At 40.2% G+C, this 16,351-nt stretch carries 20 protein-coding genes; 4 read left to right on the top strand and 16 right to left on the bottom strand.

Annotation, left to right across the window (positions count from 1 at the left end):
• Window positions 1-111: 111 nt before the first annotated feature.
• Complete coding sequence (locus ACTWQL_RS06025) at window positions 112-534, bottom strand: Lrp/AsnC family transcriptional regulator (RefSeq protein ID WP_443141550.1); 423 nt, start codon at window positions 532-534, stop codon at window positions 112-114.
• 154 nt (window positions 535-688) lie between these two features.
• On the opposite strand from ACTWQL_RS06025, the gene lysA reads away from it, so the two are divergent.
• The gene (gene lysA / locus ACTWQL_RS06020; RefSeq protein WP_443141549.1) at window positions 689-2,029 is read left to right on the top strand and encodes a diaminopimelate decarboxylase; all 1,341 of its coding nucleotides are present in this window, start codon (window positions 689-691) and stop codon (window positions 2,027-2,029) included.
• A 39-nt stretch (window positions 2,030-2,068) separates the two neighbouring features.
• On the opposite strand, the gene ACTWQL_RS06015 is transcribed toward lysA, so the two are convergent.
• Window positions 2,069-2,410, bottom strand: a complete 342-nt coding sequence (locus tag ACTWQL_RS06015; RefSeq protein ID WP_443141548.1) for a general stress protein — start codon at window positions 2,408-2,410, stop codon at window positions 2,069-2,071.
• Between the two features lie 122 nt (window positions 2,411-2,532).
• Between ACTWQL_RS06015 and ACTWQL_RS06010 the strand changes: the two genes are divergently transcribed.
• Entirely contained in the window at window positions 2,533-3,510 is a 978-nt protein-coding gene (locus ACTWQL_RS06010) for an LAGLIDADG family homing endonuclease (RefSeq protein ID WP_443141547.1), read from the top strand.
• 174 nt (window positions 3,511-3,684) lie between these two features.
• Here ACTWQL_RS06010 and ACTWQL_RS06005 read toward each other — a convergent pair whose 3' ends face one another.
• The 11 genes from ACTWQL_RS06005 to ACTWQL_RS05955 form a co-directional block, all read right to left on the bottom strand.
• Window positions 3,685-4,026, bottom strand: a complete 342-nt coding sequence (locus tag ACTWQL_RS06005; RefSeq protein ID WP_443141546.1) for a DoxX family protein — start codon at window positions 4,024-4,026, stop codon at window positions 3,685-3,687.
• A gap of 27 nt (window positions 4,027-4,053) precedes the next feature.
• The gene (locus tag ACTWQL_RS06000) at window positions 4,054-4,740 is read right to left on the bottom strand and encodes a hypothetical protein (protein ID WP_443141545.1); all 687 of its coding nucleotides are present in this window, start codon (window positions 4,738-4,740) and stop codon (window positions 4,054-4,056) included.
• On the bottom strand, window positions 4,737-5,633 hold the full coding sequence (locus ACTWQL_RS05995; RefSeq protein WP_443141544.1) for an ABC transporter ATP-binding protein: 897 nt from the start codon (window positions 5,631-5,633) through the stop codon (window positions 4,737-4,739). The genes ACTWQL_RS06000 and ACTWQL_RS05995 overlap by 4 nt, the downstream gene beginning before the upstream one ends.
• Window positions 5,626-6,000 (bottom strand): GntR family transcriptional regulator, encoded by a 375-nt coding sequence (locus ACTWQL_RS05990; RefSeq protein WP_443141543.1) that lies wholly within the window; start codon window positions 5,998-6,000, stop codon window positions 5,626-5,628. Before ACTWQL_RS05990 ends, ACTWQL_RS05995 begins: the two co-directional genes overlap by 8 nt.
• 321 nt (window positions 6,001-6,321) lie before the next feature.
• The gene (locus ACTWQL_RS05985; protein WP_443141542.1) at window positions 6,322-7,578 is read right to left on the bottom strand and encodes a cytochrome P450; all 1,257 of its coding nucleotides are present in this window, start codon (window positions 7,576-7,578) and stop codon (window positions 6,322-6,324) included.
• A gap of 159 nt (window positions 7,579-7,737) precedes the next feature.
• Window positions 7,738-8,706, bottom strand: coding sequence for a sugar phosphate isomerase/epimerase family protein (locus ACTWQL_RS05980; protein WP_443141541.1), 969 nt, complete (start codon window positions 8,704-8,706; stop codon window positions 7,738-7,740).
• Window positions 8,707-8,718: 12 nt separating this feature from the next.
• Entirely contained in the window at window positions 8,719-9,882 is a 1,164-nt protein-coding gene (locus ACTWQL_RS05975; protein WP_443141540.1) for a Gfo/Idh/MocA family protein, read from the bottom strand.
• Window positions 9,879-10,658, bottom strand: coding sequence for a sugar phosphate isomerase/epimerase family protein (locus ACTWQL_RS05970; RefSeq protein WP_443141539.1), 780 nt, complete (start codon window positions 10,656-10,658; stop codon window positions 9,879-9,881). The genes ACTWQL_RS05975 and ACTWQL_RS05970 overlap by 4 nt, the downstream gene beginning before the upstream one ends.
• Before the next feature lie 24 nt (window positions 10,659-10,682).
• On the bottom strand, window positions 10,683-11,744 hold the full coding sequence (locus ACTWQL_RS05965) for a Gfo/Idh/MocA family protein (protein WP_443141538.1): 1,062 nt from the start codon (window positions 11,742-11,744) through the stop codon (window positions 10,683-10,685).
• Window positions 11,745-11,756: 12 nt separating this feature from the next.
• Entirely contained in the window at window positions 11,757-12,779 is a 1,023-nt protein-coding gene (locus ACTWQL_RS05960) for a Gfo/Idh/MocA family protein (protein ID WP_443141537.1), read from the bottom strand.
• A 206-nt stretch (window positions 12,780-12,985) separates the two neighbouring features.
• A complete protein-coding gene (locus ACTWQL_RS05955) occupies window positions 12,986-13,264 on the bottom strand; it encodes a hypothetical protein (RefSeq protein WP_443141536.1) in 279 nt (92 codons plus the stop codon).
• Between the two features lie 179 nt (window positions 13,265-13,443).
• On the opposite strand from ACTWQL_RS05955, the gene ACTWQL_RS05950 reads away from it, so the two are divergent.
• A complete protein-coding gene (locus ACTWQL_RS05950; RefSeq protein WP_443141535.1) occupies window positions 13,444-13,632 on the top strand; it encodes a hypothetical protein in 189 nt (62 codons plus the stop codon).
• 37 nt (window positions 13,633-13,669) lie between these two features.
• Here ACTWQL_RS05950 and ACTWQL_RS05945 read toward each other — a convergent pair whose 3' ends face one another.
• The 3 genes from ACTWQL_RS05945 to ACTWQL_RS05935 all read right to left on the bottom strand — a co-directional run bounded on the left by ACTWQL_RS05945 (window position 13,670) and on the right by ACTWQL_RS05935 (window position 15,130).
• On the bottom strand, window positions 13,670-14,305 hold the full coding sequence (locus ACTWQL_RS05945; RefSeq protein WP_443141534.1) for an FMN-dependent NADH-azoreductase: 636 nt from the start codon (window positions 14,303-14,305) through the stop codon (window positions 13,670-13,672).
• A 161-nt stretch (window positions 14,306-14,466) separates the two neighbouring features.
• Window positions 14,467-14,694 carry a DUF3892 domain-containing protein gene (locus ACTWQL_RS05940; RefSeq protein ID WP_443141533.1) on the bottom strand — a complete coding sequence of 76 codons (228 nt, stop codon included), beginning with the start codon at window positions 14,692-14,694 and terminating at the stop codon, window positions 14,467-14,469.
• Between the two features lie 112 nt (window positions 14,695-14,806).
• On the bottom strand, window positions 14,807-15,130 hold the full coding sequence (locus tag ACTWQL_RS05935; protein ID WP_443141532.1) for a hypothetical protein: 324 nt from the start codon (window positions 15,128-15,130) through the stop codon (window positions 14,807-14,809).
• Window positions 15,131-15,644: 514 nt separating this feature from the next.
• Here ACTWQL_RS05935 and ACTWQL_RS05930 point away from each other — a divergent pair.
• Entirely contained in the window at window positions 15,645-16,331 is a 687-nt protein-coding gene (locus ACTWQL_RS05930; RefSeq protein WP_443141531.1) for an FG-GAP-like repeat-containing protein, read from the top strand.
• The last annotated feature ends 20 nt before the right edge of the window (window positions 16,332-16,351 follow it).

The following is a 16,351-nucleotide window of genomic DNA, read 5'->3' as shown; positions in this document are numbered from 1 at the left end:
TTTGAAAACTTTTAGATTTAAACTTGAGTTTTTAGACTTTCTGAAGGATTTTTAGACTTATCCATAGATTATTAGACTGACACCTTTCATTTTTAGATATAGAGGAGAGTGTCAGGAAAATGCTTTGTGTTCCACGACTGTCGTTAGCTTCAGAAGGGTTGATGGTTCCCCATAAACCAACGCAGCATCGATGAATTCCTCGAGATTAGCAACCGATTCGGTTACGACTTTAACTAGATAACTATATTGACCAGCTAAACGATGGCATTCGCATACGATTGGGTGTTTTTCACAAAACCCTCTGAACTGTTTGCCTTTCTTGGTATCGAACAGAATGAATGCTGTGACAGGTTTTTCGAGTTTCTCTGGATCAATGACAGCGCGATACCCGGTTATGATCCCTTTTTCTTCAAGCTTCTTCACTCGTTCATTTGTTGCCGGAGTGGAAAGTCCAACTTTTTTCCCGAGCTCCGTCATTGATATCCGCCCGTTCTCTTGCAGAAAAAAGAGGATGTTGCGATCGATATCGTCCAAAAGATTCACCTACCTTTAAAAATATAAGTTTCTCCTTATAATTACAACGATTTTTAAACAATATGAGGTGAATTCCCTTACTATGTTTATGTACTCGAACCTTAGTAATTCATAAAATAAAAGTATTAAAACAAAGTGGAAACGAGGGACAGAATTGTACTTACATGGGAGCAGCACAATCAATCACAATGGCCATCTCGAAATCGGCGGTGTCGATTCCGTAGAGTTAGCAGCTCAATATGGAACGCCGTTATTTGTGTATGATGTGGGGTTGATCCGAAAACGAGCAAGAGAGTTCAAATCTTCATTTCAAAAAGCGAATGTGAAAGGGAAAGTCTCCTATGCAAGTAAAGCCTTTTCTTCAATCGCGTTGATCCAAGTAGTACATGAAGAAGGATTATGTTTGGATGTGGCCTCCGGCGGGGAGCTCTATACTGCGGTTGCTGCAGGTTTTCCAGTTGACAAAATCCACTTCCACGGCAACAATAAAAGCCCTGAAGAATTAAGAATGGCCCTTGAATTAGGGATTGGATGTATTGTAGTCGATAACTTTCATGAAATAGATCTACTGAAGAGGATTTGCAGAGAGCTGGATATTAAAGTGAGCATCCTCATAAGGCTTACCCCTGGTATAAAGGCTTATACACATGATTACATTGCAACAGGACAAACAGATTCCAAGTTCGGTTTCGATCTCCATAACGGCCAGGCTGAAGAAGCAATCAAACTCGTGTTAAATTCAAATTCTTTTGAGCTGTTGGGGGTTCATTGTCATATAGGATCGCAAGTCATCGAGACTGATCGTTATGTCGTTACTGTTGATGCTATTTTCGATCACATCAAGCGTTGGAAAGAAGAAGTTGCCTTTGTCCCCGATGTTGTCAATTTAGGCGGCGGGTTCGGTATCCGTTATACAGATGAGGATCCCGTACTATCTCCACATGTGTATGTCGATAAAATAATTGAAGCAGTAAAACGTAATGTCCACGAATTAAATATTAAGATGCCTGAAGTCTGGATTGAGCCTGGTCGTTCTCTGGTCGGTGAAGCTGGAACCACATTATATAAAATTGGTTCGCAAAAAGAAATTCCTAACATACGGACCTATCTATCAATAGATGGAGGGATGAGCGACAATTTAAGACCAGCCCTTTATCAAGCAAAGTATGAAGCGGCTATTGCAAACAAAATGACAGCAAAACATGATCGGAAGGTGACTGTCTCCGGAAAATGCTGTGAAAGCGGGGACATGTTGATCTGGGAGGTCTTGTTACCAGAAACGTGTCCGGACGATCTTTTAGCTGTTTTCTGTACAGGGGCTTACGGCTACTGCATGGCCAACAACTATAACCGCCTCCCGAAACCAGCAGTCGTTTTTGTAGAAAATGGAGAAGCACAACTGGTGATTAAACGGGAAACATATGAAGATCTTCTGCGCCTGGATCTGTCATATACTACGGATACACGAAAAACCTTAGCCCAGGACATGGACTAAGGTTTTTTAATATGAAAAGAAAGGAATCTCTTTATTCTGTTAAAATTTCACTTCATCCTGATTTGCAACGACTAAGAGTGTTTTTCCTTTATCTAATTCTTCTTCAAGTTTTTGCGCTTTAGACTGATCGAATCCAATTTCCTTCATTTTTGAAATTAGTTTATCTGGTTTTCCTCTAAATACGTTTTTAGTGGCCGTGCCGATTCCGGTCACTTTGACCCCGATTTTATTTGCATCGTTTTTCTTTCGTGCACGTCTGTCATGATCATTATCATGCGCAAGCATATAAATGTCGTCATCTCTGACACCATCTTTACGTAGTTTATCGATGGATTCACTCAAATGTTCGTCATTATGGAAAATCTTATAGTTAGGTTTCAAATGAATCGCCTCCTTAAAAGCCGAAGTACCCTATATAAATATAGTTTAAACAAAACACTTGAGAACAGAAACGTTTGTTCGTATAATAATAAAGAAGGTATAATTTGGAAAGGTGTGATTTCATGTCCAGGGGTCCAAAGAAGAGGACTTTAGAAGTTGAAGAAATCATCTCTCTTTATAAAAAAGGGGAGAGCACCACAAGAATAGCTGAACTTGCAAATGTCTCATCACGATACATAAATAAATTACTCTTAAAGCATAACGTGGAAAGGAGACCAAGAGGGCATTGGAAACGTAAATACCATTTTAACGAAGATTATTTTAAAACATGGTCTGGAACGATGGCGTATATCTTAGGGTTGTTCACTGCAGATGGATTCATTTCACAACAAGGGCAGACTGTCTCAATTGCACAAAAAGAGAAAGATATACTAGAAGAAATCAAAAGAGAATTAAAGACTACTCAACCCTTGTATAGAAACAAAAGTACTGGAGTATATATGCTTTACATGCATAGTAAAAAAATGAAAGATGACCTAATGAATCTACATGGCCTAAATCCGTGTAAATCTAATAATGTTGAGTTTCCATATGTTCCACAAGAATATCTCCATCACTTTGTTAGAGGATACTTTGATGGAGATGGCAGCATAAATTTTAAGGGATATACTATTGTTTTTGTAGGTGGCTCATATTTGTTTATGGATACCTTACAAAGAATCCTTAATGATAAGCTTAATATTGATACAAACTTAGTAACAGATAAAACTAATTACCGATTGTTTCTAAGTGGAAGAAAAACAATTCAAGTATTTGCACAATGGATTTATAAAGATAAAAATTTATTTTTAGAGCGAAAATACTTGGAATTTATGAAAGAAAAAACGCCACTGGACTTACTTGAGGATCGAAAATTTAGAAATACTAAAAATGCAGTTAAGTTAAGAAAACAAAAGTTTTTGGAACAACTTACAAAAACAAACTGTATTGAAAAAGCTAGCTCATTAATTGGAATAACAACTAACACAAGTAAACAATGGTTAGAAAATGATTCTGATTTAAAGGAAAAAGTAAATATATTATTAAACAACAATAAATAAAAAAGGGTGGAGTTCATTCATTTGAACTCCTTTTTAACTTACTTTTATTTTGTTTACATAATCTTTCTTATAGGCCTCTGATAATAAAATAAAATATTCCGTCTCATTACAATAGTATACTCTTGATAATGAGACAGAATAATTTTTAGAACTAGCTGTCTGAATTGCAGGTTTTTAACCGATCACAATCATTATGATAGCCATGCTTGCAAACATTAATGCTGGTACAGCTTTTGTAATTGGGTCGTTCACTCTTAAATGAAAAATTACTGCTGCTACCATAATGATTCCAAACCATATACCAGAAATAAAAATAAATTCCGGAATCATGTAACCGATGATCAAACCGATCACACCTAATAACTGCATCCATCCAGTCAATACACGTAACCATTGCGGAAGGTTCAAATGATTAAACGCTCTGATTTGCTCTTGTGTCCCAAGTACTTTTTGGAAACCCACAAGTGCAAACACCGAAACTAGTATACTTTGTAAAATAATCAGAACAGTAGCCAATTTACTCTTCCTCCTTGATTCTTTAAATCACACAGTCGATTTTCTTACTAGAATGAAAGACACAAACAGGTAAATTACTAGTAGTGGTATCGACCAGATCGCCAATTCGAATGCTGTGTGATTAATGAACCATCGGCCGATCTCATCCCACCAGTTTTGGAATTTGATGAAGTATAGAACTATGCTGACTAGGATGATCATGAACATAGCAAGAATGGCCATTCCAATAAGCCCAAAACGACGACTTATACTCGTTATAACAAATCCAAGGAAATACATCTGCAGCATCAATAAAAAAGAAATAATGAATTGCTCCACTATCGTCCCATCATGTAAATATGGTAAATCAAAGAAATGGAGCTCCACACTCCAGAATCCAGTCTTTTTTTCAATCATGGATAGGATTAGAAGTACAATTGCCCACGCTGCGCTCACAACAGAAACAACCATTGTCGTTCCTATGAAGAAATCCGTTCTCCGAATACTGAATCCCAGTGCAAAAGGAAACGTTTGGACCAAAGAAAAAACTCCGATGACCAGCATATAGATGTAAATCGAAGCAATCCCGCCTGTATAAATCGGCTCTTGACCACTTGTTAGAGTTCCAATTAACAAGTTCACTCCAAAACTGCCCAGGAGGATCATCCATGGAATCAACACCCAGTTCCATTTATCCAGTAAATGCATTCTCATTACGCTTTGTATTCGATTCATAAGGAAATATGTTCCTTTCTTTCAGAAGTATCCCCCGTCAAATGGATGATCAGTTGCTGGATGGATATCGGGGCAGGTTCCAATCCTAATGCTTTTGCATGGTCCCGATCTTTTTGTTCCAAATTACCTAAAAAAGTAGCTGAGACCAAACCACCAAGTGTTTTTTTATCTAAAATATTCTTTCCCTGGGAGAATTCTTCGATTTTCGAAGATACACCGGCTACAGTAAATGCTCTACCGCGGAGAGAATCAGCATCCTCGTTTATGATCAACTTTCCTTGATCAATCACCATTACGTGCTCTAATAGCTGACTGACCTCATCAATCAAGTGTGTAGATAAAATGACCGTCCTTGGATGCTCAGCGTAATCCTCAATCAATCGATCATAAAATAAACTTCTTGCCACTACATCCAAACCCGTGTATGGTTCATCGAAAATTGTGAGTGGTGCTCTGCTTGCAAGTCCCACAACGATTCCTACGGCTGATAACATCCCTCTCGATAATTTCTTCACACGCCTATTCAATGGTAATTTGAAATCCTTAATCAGCGATGAAGCGTAAGGCTGATCCCAATCCGGAAAAATGAACGAAGCGACACTCAAAACATCGCTTACACTAAAATGGTCCGGATATTTTTGACTTTCTTTTATGAAGCATATTTTAGAAAGTACATTATCGTTTTCAAATGGAGCCTCCCCAAAAATGCTCAAATCACCAGTTGTCGCATATGACTGTGCTGTGAGGATATGCATGAGTGTCGTCTTCCCTGCTCCATTCCTACCGAGCAAGCCATAAATCTTCCCCTCTTCTATTGAAAAACTGACATCATCAACTGCTTTCACTTTCCCGAATGATTTTCTCAGATGATTGACTTCAACGATTTTATCCATCCGTTTGATCCCTTCTTTCAATCATTTCTTTCAGTTGTGTTGTGGTGATACCCAATTTATTAGCCTCTTGCATCATTTTTACGACATACTGCTTGTAAAATTCGTTCTTTCGTTTTTCCTTCACTTTCGTACAAGCGCCGGCAGCTACAAACATCCCAATCCCCCTTTTTTTATATAGAATCCCTTCATCCACCAACAAATTGACCCCTTTCGCTGCAGTTGCTGGGTTGATCTGATAAAAAGAAGCAAATTGATTTGTAGATGGAACCTGTGATTCCTCCGGTAAACTCCCCTCTAAAATGTCATTTTCGATACGCTCGGCGATTTGCACGAAAATAGGACGACCATCTTCAATAAAAAATCCCATATTTACATCATCCTATTCCTTTTTACATAATTGGTTAATTACTTATGTAACTAACCATATAACACAAAAGATTGACTGTCAATATTTACATTTAAATTGGTCTGAAAAGTTTCCTTTTCTTCTGAAACTCAAATGAAAAATTAGCGGAAGAAGATTATCACCTGGAATTTATAGCATAGTTGTACTACAAACACCCAAAAGAGCATATAAGGGTTTTGCGTTCCATAGCAACGGGACTTGAACCCTAGAGTATGTACACATGCCGGGCGCACATATAAAAAACAACCTGCTTTTTAAAAACAGGTTGTTCCTAAAATCCACTCATTTTAATTTGATGTTCTTCATGATGAAGCAGCTATTTGGCAATGTTGGCATTTTTGAAAGGCTGTAGCTTAGATCTTGTTCAGGAACCTCATAATCGATTTTGTTTACGATAAAATCGAGGCTCGTTTTCATCACTTCAACGGTGATCCCTTCTCCTGGACACCGGTGGCCTTTTGCTGGATCTCCTCCACCTTGAGGAATGAATTCAAATAGGGCTCCGTCCCAGTCTTCAAAACGCTCTGGTCGAAATTCATGAGGATTACCCCAAATCCTGGGATCATGATTCGTTCCATACATATCAAGCAGGACAAGCGTACCTTTCTTGAATTCACAATCGTTCCATATAAAACTCTTTTTCACCCTTGCACCTACGAATGGGCCAAATGGGTAAAACCGACGAACCTCTTGTGCGAACATTTCAAGGAATTGCTCGTCACCTTGCTGTAGTTTTTCTTTATACTGTGAGTTTTCATGTAATCCTAATGCAGAAAAAGTGATGAAAGTTGCAATCGCTACAATTGGTCGCAGCACATTGATCAGTTCGATCGCAGCCATTTCTGTATCCAACTTTTTGCCATTAAGCTCACGGTGGAATGCCATTTCATATAAAGCAGACCCTTCCTCTGCCTCAAGACTGCCGTTTCGAACATCTTCAATGACTGTTTGAATCCACTTTTCGGTTTTCTTTCTTGCTTTTCTTCCTTTTCTGTGACGAGGACCGACTGCTCCGAACGCATCAACCATATCACTGAAGTCATCTGCTCGTTCTTCAACCTCTGATTCCTTTAACGGTACACCTGCCCATTCACAAGAAATCTTGCATAACGTGTTCTTTGCCTCGTCGAACAAAACGATCTTTCCGTCTGTTTCCCATTTATGTGCAGCTTTTTCCCATTCCACCTTCATCAGTCCAGCCAGCCTCTTTTGATGGGGTGGCGTCATCAAGGACATGAAAAGAAGTTTCCGGTGTATATGTTTCTCACCATCCATTGATTGTACCGCATTTTCACCAAACAGCGATTTTTGAACTCTTTTCGGAGCAGCTCCCTTTCGCTGAAACCGATCGGTGTCATAAAAAATCCTAGCTGCTTCTTTCCCGCTCATGCAAATCACTTTTTCTCCTAATAAGCGTGTTTCAAACAGGTCTGATTGATACGCATCAATCCGGTTTCCGATAAATCGATATCCTTCTTTCATCAGAGCAAAACTATTATCGATACTCTTATCATGGGGGACTTTTGCATGCGATGACATAATGATCTGCTCCTTTTCATTTCAAATTTCGATAACATGAGTGACGTCATTCTTATTAAACCCATTTTCACGAAAATAAAACCTCTTAAACATTTTCATACTGATAATGAAAAACAACGAAAAAACCGTCCAGGCGAAAACTGAACGGTTCACAAGATATTATACCCACCACATTTCTGATGGTTTTTCTTTAATCAGCACTGATTTCAAATTGGTTACTGCACGGTTGAATCCTTCGTCGATCGACATGATCGGATCTTCATGCTCAATACTCACGACATGGTCATAGCCATAAATCCGTAATGCGCTTATGATGTTCGACCATTCTTCTACACTGTGACCGCAACCTACTGAACGGAAAGTCCAGGCCCTTGTCCTCACTTCACCGTATGACTGCATGTCCGTCAGTCCATACATGTTGACGTTGTCCTGGTCAATATACGTATCCTTCGCATGGAAATGATGGATGGCATCCGCTTCACCAAGTATTTTGATTGCAGCAACTGGATCAATTCCCTGCCACCATAAATGGCTCGGATCCAAATTTGCCCCAATCGAATCATTTGTTGCTTCCCGTAACTTCAGCATCGTGTAAGGTGTGTGTACCAGGAAACCGCCATGTAATTCGAGGCCGATTTTCACCCCATGTTCTTCTGCCAATTGACCGATTTCCTTCCAATAAGGTATAAGCTTATTCTCCCATTGCCATTCATATACGTCCCCATAATCACCTGGCCATGGGGTGACTGGCCAATTCGGATGTATAGCACCATCATGATCCCCTGCTACTCCGGAAAAACAGTTCACCACAGGAACATCCATCAATGCAGCAAGCCTGATCGTTTTACGAAGTGTTTCATCAGATTCTTGTGCGAAATTTCTATCAGGTGATATCGGGTTTCCATGACAGCTGAAGGCACTGATTGTCAAATCCCGCTCCTGGACCTTCTGGAGATATTGTTTCCGTGCTCCTTCATCTTCCAGCAGTTCATCTAAAGGACAATGCGAACCCCCTGGGTAACAGCCTGTCCCGATTTCTACAGCATGTAATCCGCTCTCTTTTACATGATCAAGCATTTCTTCGAATGATTTTTCAGCAAATAAGACTGTGAATACTCCTAGTTTCAATGTTCTACACCTCTACTCTTCAGAAATTTGGACCCATCTTTTTGTCTCATGGCTTTCAAGGATCGCCTCGATCAACTGCATGATCCGATGACCTTCAGCAAGGGAAGCGAAGGATGTTTCATTTTCCAAATCAACATTGTCTTCCTTTTGATTGATTGCTTCATAAAAATCCAGCATCAAGTTCTTCAATCCATCCGGCCACCCCTCCTGATGTCCACCTGGATAGTGGGCTAGGCTTGCCGCTTCTGGAGAAAGGAGAGCTGGATCTTTCACCAGTTCCTTGTTCGGCTCGTTCCGCTGACCGATCCATAGCCGGTTCGGCTGTTCCTGATCCCAGGAATAAGTTGCATGAGCTGTCGCGATATCAAAATAGAATTTATTTTTACGTCCAGGACTGACCTGGGAAACGGTGAAAACCCCGTGGATGCCATCTTCAAAATGGACAAGGACACTTCCGTAATCCTCCGTGTCGATCTGGACTTCCTCTGTATCGACGGAATTACTTTTGCCAAACGTCTGTACTTCCGCTTTCGGTCTTTGACGGGTGGAATGAACTGTCTTTAAATCAGCGAATACTTCTACGATTTTCTTACCGAGGATATATTGGACAGTGTCACACCAATGTGAACCGATATCGGCTATTGCCCGTGACGGTCCGTTCTTCTCAGCATCCATACGCCAGCTGTAATCTGTTTCATATAAACACCAGTCCTGTACATATCCGCCGTAAACAAGATGCACTCTTCCTTGCTGACCTGAAGAGAGATCATCCTTCATCTGTTTGACCATCGGAAAGTGGCGGTAGTTGAAACATACGCCTGCTATAAGATTATGTTTATTCGCGAGTTCCTTTAATTCCTTCGATTCTTCACTGCTCATCGCAAGCGGCTTTTCAGAAAGCAGATGTTTTCCAGCCAGCAGGATATCTCTATTAAAAGGAAAGTGTAAGAAATTCGAAGAGCAATTGTGAATGACTTGCACCTCTGGGTCATTGATCAAATGATCCACATCATCATACGCCTGATCGATATGGTATTGATTGGCTACTTTTTCTGCTTTAGAGAGTTCGCTTGAAGCGATTGCGACTACCTCAACGTTTGGCAGTCTTTTCAACGCTTCCAAATGAGACATTGCTGAAAAACCTGTCCCTATGATTCCAGCTTTGATCTGTTTCATGAGCTCCCTCCTTCTGGAACAGTTGATTTGATCGATTGAAGGTTTTTAAGATTGATAGCCAGACTTTCGTATGGGTCCCTCTCAAATTCCTCTTGCTCAACTGTAAGCCAATTAATGCCATACTCTTCAGCCGCTCTAACGATAGCGTTAAAATTCAACTGTCCATAACCGACTTCTGTCCCTTTTTTATCTCCATTGACCATTTTCATGTCTTTAATGTGAAGTGAAACGATTCGATTTCGGTGTTTGTCGATGATATTGTATGGATCATGGTTCGCAAAAGCAGCCCAATAACAATCAAGCTCCATTTTTACGAATGAAGGATCCGTATTTTCAAATAACATGTCAAACCCTGTTCGCTCTCCGAAGCTATTAAACTCGAAATCGTGGTTATGATAACCAAAGGTAAAGCCTTCTTTCTTACATATCTCACCAATCTGATTGAACGTCTCAGCGATAGCTTTATAATCATCCGCTGATTGACGTTTTTCCGCAGGGATCCCAGGACAAATGATCAACTTGTTACCAAGCACTTGCTGATAGTCGAGCGTCCTTTTTAGTTCATCATCCTGTAGTTGATCCAAAGCGATGTGAGCACCAGCACTTACAAGACCATTTTCATCCAATACCATCTTGACATCACGCGCTGACGTTTCGAAAAAACCTGCAAATTGAACACCTTCATAGCCGATCTCGGCAACTCTCTGTATGGTCCCAAGAAAATCTTTTGCTATTTTCTCATGAATCGAATACAACTGTAAACCGATTTTACTCATGGATACCTCCCTATAACTTGTCTATCAAACTGATATGGTTCGCTTTAACTTGACTGCTTCACCTTTTTCCGCAGACTCGTATAATCCATTGATGATCTGTTGTAGATAAACGCCTTCTTTAGGCGTGCTGATCGGTGGAAGTCCTGACAGACATGACTCGACGAATCGTTCAATTTCCAACTCGTGATACCCTTTCCGAGGTAAAAAGGATGGAGTGGTGTCAATGAGTACATCATGTTTCTCCTGGTAGATCTTGAGTGGGAAAACATCAGCACCGCCTTGATCACCCATTAACGAAACATTCATTTCATCATGCTTTTCCACATTCGCTGCAAATGCTGAATCCAAAAGGATCGAAGCTCCATTCTTAAAGGTAATCATGCCTCGGGCCATATCCTCTATAGTGAAGTTCTCCCAATCCCAATCCCCCATCATTCCGACACCTTTTCGCTTTCCGAGTTTCTGATAAGTGACGCCGAAAACAGTATCCGGTTCTGGGTAGCCCATTAGATAAAGAGCGGTATCCAGCATGTGAACACCGATATCAATCAGAGGCCCGCCACCCTGGAGTTCCTTGTTCGTGAAGACGCCCCAACCAGGAATACCTCGACGCCGCATCGCTGTTACTCTAGCTGCGTAAATATCCCCTAAGTCATCATTATCGATGAAACGTTTCAATGCTTCGACTTCTGGAGCATGCCTGAAATGGAAGCCGAAGGTTAAAATCTTTCCTTCTTTCTCTGCCGTTTCAGCCATATCAACTGCCTCATCTACAGTCATTGCCGGTGGTTTCTCACATAAAACGTGGCAACCCGCCTTCAGCGCAGCAATTGTTGCAGGATGATGGAATTTATTCGGTGTACATATACTTACAGCATCGATCTCCACGTTTTCGAACATTTCGTCATATGTAGAAAAAGCATACGGTGCATTGACCTCAGCTGCCAACTCCTTCGCTTTTTCCTTGACGACATCACAAACGGCAACCAACTCGACTTTTTCTCCACATTTCAAATAGCTAGGAATATGTACTTCCTTAGCAATCCCACCCGCACCAATGATTCCTACCTTCAATTTTTCAGCCATAACCTTCTCCTCCTACTTGATTTGTTCTGTTTCATTCATGATTTCTTTTATTGCGACCCTGCGTCCCTCTTCATCGGAAATTTTCGATGCTTCATTGATCAATGTCAGACCGAGGACATCCGATTCGGAAATCGTAGTCGGTTCGTTATTTGCGATTGAACGTACCCATTGATCAAAAGGAGAATGATGGGGTTCTGGGAGAGATTCTGGTATGACCCATTCTCCATTCAGTTTACTGCTTTTCATACGGATTTGTTGATCTTCAATTAATAGGGTTCCTTCTGTTCCATAAAGCTCTAATTGAAACGGACTGCCGGTGGATAAAAATCCGGTTTCGAGGACGCCTAGCGCACCAGAATCATATTCAATCAAGGCGACTGCATTATCATCGACGTCATGGCCCTCCGTTTGTTGAAGGCGGGCGGAAACCGAATCTGCTTTTCCTGCAAGACGGTTTGTCAAATAGATCGGATGGGCACCAAGGTCAATCAGTGCACCTCCCCCACATTCCTCCTTATTGAAAAAGTGCTCCGGCAGCCACCCAGTTGATTTCCCTTCGAGTGGGACTGCACCGTTATGAGCCAATCTGCATCGGATTGTGGTCAGTTTTCCTAAAAGGCCTTGATCAACGACATCTTGTGCATAGAGATAATAATTTTCTGTAAGGCGTGGTAAAGAAACCATAAGCTGTACATTGTTTTCCTTCACCGTTTCATATATTTCCTCACAGTCTTTCACAGTGAATGCGAGCACTTTCTCTGTAAAAATGTGCTTTCCATGTCGTGCCGCTGACAGAATGATTTCTTTATGGCGATTGGTTGGTGTATCTACAATCACCGCATCGATTTCTGGATCAGCCAGCACCGACTCGAGCTGGCTCGTGAATGGGACCCCAAGCTCCTCAGCCCATCTCTTACCTCGCTCCGGATTTTCATCCCAAACAAGTTTGATTGAAACGTTTTCATTTTCATGCGCAAGTTTTGCATAATCATCTGCATGGACGTGCCATCTGCTCAGCAGGGCAACATTAATCATTTAATTACCTCCTCAGAATCTATAAAACGTATGACGTTAGAGTATTTTAATATCATAAGGTTGTCAAGATTTCGAATTTTCAAATCAAGAAAAGTCATCCGTAAGAGTTTAACGTTCGTCGTGATTTTCCTCTATAATTCCGAAAAAACGGTAAAAAAGACCTAACCGTTCTCACACCGGCAGATCTTTGTCTAGAATCTATCAGTTCACAGCCATTTTCTCAAACGCTTTATATAGCGTTTTGATTGAAAGAGCAGCTCTGTTTTTATGTACTTAGGAACATCAATTGCATTGATTGATTTTACAGAAGGATAGACACCATCTTTGTTGAACATGACATCAAAGGTCCCTCTATAAATGGTTTTTCCCGATTGTTTGTCCAGCACTTCAGCGTCGACATTCGCTATTTTATTTACGAGTTGTTGATTACCCGAGTCCTTCTCCAACGTTTCTACCTCCACAACCTTGAATAAAAATTGCGGCATCCGGACCATCCTTCCCAACGTCTTCTTCTATTCATCTTATCACGAATGAAGGATAGGCAGATGAAATATGCTTGATTCAGAAGTTAGAATGAATAAACAAAAATTATTACCATACGCTAAAGGATGACGAACGTACTCCGTCGAATTAACTAGTATAAACTAACAATGGGGGTTGTTAGATGTATAATCACCGTAAAGACATACCATTTGATCAGGTGCCGGTTTTTGAAAATGTAAAGAATGATAATAAGTTGAATGATTCTGTACTTGATTATCAAAATGGAGCCGTGCATTCAGAGTCATTTTCCTATGACTATTCTATGTCTATTCCATTGGATCAAGTTCCCTACAAACCGCATGATGAATGAAAAAGGATGACCAATAAGGTCATCCTTTTTCGTGAAATTAGAATTTTGTTGCAAATTGTTTTGCTTCTTCAATCGCTTTCGATTTGATCTCTTCTGCCTTGTCTGGCATTGCTGCCTGTCCTTCAATAATGATGGACTCCATGTCTTTTACTCCCAGGAATCCCATAACATTGCGGATATAACGGTCGCCCATCTCCAGTTCAGCAGCCGGACCCTCTGAATAGATTCCTCCGCGTGCCTGGATATGGAGGGCTTTTTTATCATCCAACAGCCCTACAGGTCCATCTTCTGTATATTTGAACGTAGACCCTGCGATTGCAACACAGTCAATATACGCTTTCATTTTTGGAGGGACACTGAAATTCCACAGTGGTGTGACGAACACATATTTATCTGCATTCTTGAACTGTTCAGTTAGCACGTTGATACGTCTCACTTTATCCTGTTCATCAGCGCTTAATTGATCATAAGCATGTCCTTGCTGCAGCTTCCCCCATCCGCTGAAAACATCAGTATCAATGTAAGGGAGATCATATTCATAAAGATCCAGACGAATGACCTCATCATCAGGATTCGCCTCACGATAAGCATTGATGAATTCCTCACCTGCTGCTAGTCCAAATGATTCTTCTGCAGTCTTTGGGTTTGCTGTGATGTACAATACTTCTGCCATTTGTATTTCCTCCTGTAGTTTATTAGGTTACTTTTAATAAGTAGCTCCTTTTTACATAGTGATGATACCACGTCAGTTGAACAATACAAAATAGTTTGCTCATAGTTATTATTGAATGATGCAAATGAGTGCAAAAAGAAAAAGCTGGTACTCCCAGCTCTCTAGAATATAGGCAGACCGTCCAAGTTATTGTCCCTTCGGTTATCAGGATTAGAGCGGATATACGTTTCTCCATCCTCTTCCCTTACTACACTGACACCTTCAATCATCTCATCATCGACTTCTTTGATCGCGTCTTCATATGATAATTCTCTGCCTGAGCTTGTTTGAAACATTTGGATCTTGCCATTTTCATTTTTACGCACTCCAGTGAAATGTTCTTTATCCATTACCAAAACCTCCTTATATTACCTATTGTTTTCGAGATTCAGAATAATATTCGCGGGACAATGCTCATAACAAAACCGCTACTGATCAATCAGCAGCGGTTTTATGATGAATTTAAATCGTAAACATGATGGTCGCTGTCATCACCACGAATGCCAACAACAGTCCAATAATGGTCCCCACGATGATCGATTTCTTCGTATATCCTCTAAAAGCTTCTGAAGTAACAGGACGATCAATCTTTCTATGTTGGAACCATAACCCTGCGTTTACAAAAAGAAAAAGCATGACAACATACCAGACCATGAACGTCCAACCTGCTTGAAAAGAGGGAGCTTCTGCATCACGCATAAAGTATGATTGAAAGAACATCCACCCAGACATAACTTCCTGCAGGACGAGCTGTGATTTATACTGACGATCCCATTCTCTCCCCATTTTTTCTCTCTCATATTTCGCAACTTTTTTAAAATAGGGATCCATGAACTTGTTTTACCTTTGAATAGCTTTAAAATGACTTGACTGAGAAATATCAATCCTACAATGAAGGACAGCAACGATAAAGTGACGTCAAATAGTTGCAACATGATGACGAACAAGAATAAAGTACCTGACATGATTATATTAATAGCTATGAATTGTTTTTTCTCATCTGTTGAACGTGATGTTGTTCCATGTCAATTCTCCTCTGATTTTGAACGATTATTCATACAGTCAAAGCATATGAAAGTACCTTCATTATGTAAATAAGCTTTGATTTCAGTCATTCCTCTCACCTTGGGATACCTTAATTTTACAAACACTTCTTCATTCGATTTTATATCTTTTTCACATTTCGAGCATTTCGGTTTGATCAAAAACACGATTTGTTATCTCCTTCCGTAACTTAACATTAATTACGAATGAATTGAATTAAGGTTTCACATGTTGAGATCTAGATGGGGGTACTGTGATGAGTATGGAGTTATTGGCACGTAAAATTGGCGATGTAAACGGTGATGGAATACCTGATCTCGTTTACCTGACAGGGACGCTGCCTTTTCCTGATAGTCCTTTTCGAGAGAATATCACATTATGGATTCAGGATGGCAAGACCAGAAGAATATATCAATTACCGTTAAAAACATCCATGGGTTATCAGCCATCCCTTTTCTTAGGTGATTTTACCGGGAATAAGATTGACGATGTCTTTATCAATATGTTTTCAGGGGGATCCGGTGGGATCACCTACAATTACGTTTATTCGTTTGTGCAGAACAACCCGAAAATCCTCTTTGATTATGAGGTTTTCAATGACTCGTATCATTATAATGTTGATTATCTAGACGGCTTTAAGGTGAAAGTAACAGGGATTGAAACAGGAAGTTCATTTATAATAGATATCCAGTATAAAGGCAAGGAATATTTAGACCAACTATACTATGAATATGGAAAGCTCAAAAGACCTGTTGAGGGTTCTGTCAATGCACTTGGTGGGTTATATCCAGTTGATTTTCAAGGAATTGGTGTTTACGATCTGCTGGCTTATCAACGGATTATCGGACTATATAATGCGGATGGATTAGGTTGGTTGAATACGTACTTGAGGTGGACCGATTCTTCTTTTTCTCCATACAACCAGACAATCCAGATCTTTTAATGGTTTTTCTAAATGTTAGT

It is taken from the genome of Pseudalkalibacillus sp. R45, from assembly GCF_052246725.1.
Lineage (GTDB): Bacteria > Bacillota > Bacilli > Bacillales > Fictibacillaceae > Pseudalkalibacillus.
Note: the sequence above shows the minus strand (reverse complement) of the source record. Positions and strands in the feature narration are given on the sequence as shown.

Coding starts and splice junctions, on each gene's coding strand:
- ACTWQL_RS05995 (WP_443141544.1), bottom strand. CDS start 5,633: ATGGATAAAATCGTTGAAGTCAATCATCTGAGAAAATCATTCGGGAAA.
- ACTWQL_RS05935 (WP_443141532.1), bottom strand. CDS start 15,130: ATGGGGAGAGAATGGGATCGTCAGTATAAATCACAGCTCGTCCTGCAG.
- ACTWQL_RS05970 (WP_443141539.1), bottom strand. CDS start 10,658: ATGAGTAAAATCGGTTTACAGTTGTATTCGATTCATGAGAAAATAGCA.
- ACTWQL_RS05955 (WP_443141536.1), bottom strand. CDS start 13,264: ATGCCGCAATTTTTATTCAAGGTTGTGGAGGTAGAAACGTTGGAGAAG.
- ACTWQL_RS05965 (WP_443141538.1), bottom strand. CDS start 11,744: ATGGCTGAAAAATTGAAGGTAGGAATCATTGGTGCGGGTGGGATTGCT.
- ACTWQL_RS05990 (WP_443141543.1), bottom strand. CDS start 6,000: ATGGGATTTTTTATTGAAGATGGTCGTCCTATTTTCGTGCAAATCGCC.
- ACTWQL_RS05985 (WP_443141542.1), bottom strand. CDS start 7,578: ATGTCATCGCATGCAAAAGTCCCCCATGATAAGAGTATCGATAATAGT.
- ACTWQL_RS05940 (WP_443141533.1), bottom strand. CDS start 14,694: ATGGATAAAGAACATTTCACTGGAGTGCGTAAAAATGAAAATGGCAAG.
- ACTWQL_RS06000 (WP_443141545.1), bottom strand. CDS start 4,740: ATGAATCGAATACAAAGCGTAATGAGAATGCATTTACTGGATAAATGG.
- ACTWQL_RS06010 (WP_443141547.1), top strand. CDS start 2,533: ATGTCCAGGGGTCCAAAGAAGAGGACTTTAGAAGTTGAAGAAATCATC.
- ACTWQL_RS05975 (WP_443141540.1), bottom strand. CDS start 9,882: ATGAAACAGATCAAAGCTGGAATCATAGGGACAGGTTTTTCAGCAATG.
- ACTWQL_RS05930 (WP_443141531.1), top strand. CDS start 15,645: ATGAGTATGGAGTTATTGGCACGTAAAATTGGCGATGTAAACGGTGAT.
- ACTWQL_RS05960 (WP_443141537.1), bottom strand. CDS start 12,779: ATGATTAATGTTGCCCTGCTGAGCAGATGGCACGTCCATGCAGATGAT.
- ACTWQL_RS05945 (WP_443141534.1), bottom strand. CDS start 14,305: ATGGCAGAAGTATTGTACATCACAGCAAACCCAAAGACTGCAGAAGAA.
- ACTWQL_RS05950 (WP_443141535.1), top strand. CDS start 13,444: ATGTATAATCACCGTAAAGACATACCATTTGATCAGGTGCCGGTTTTT.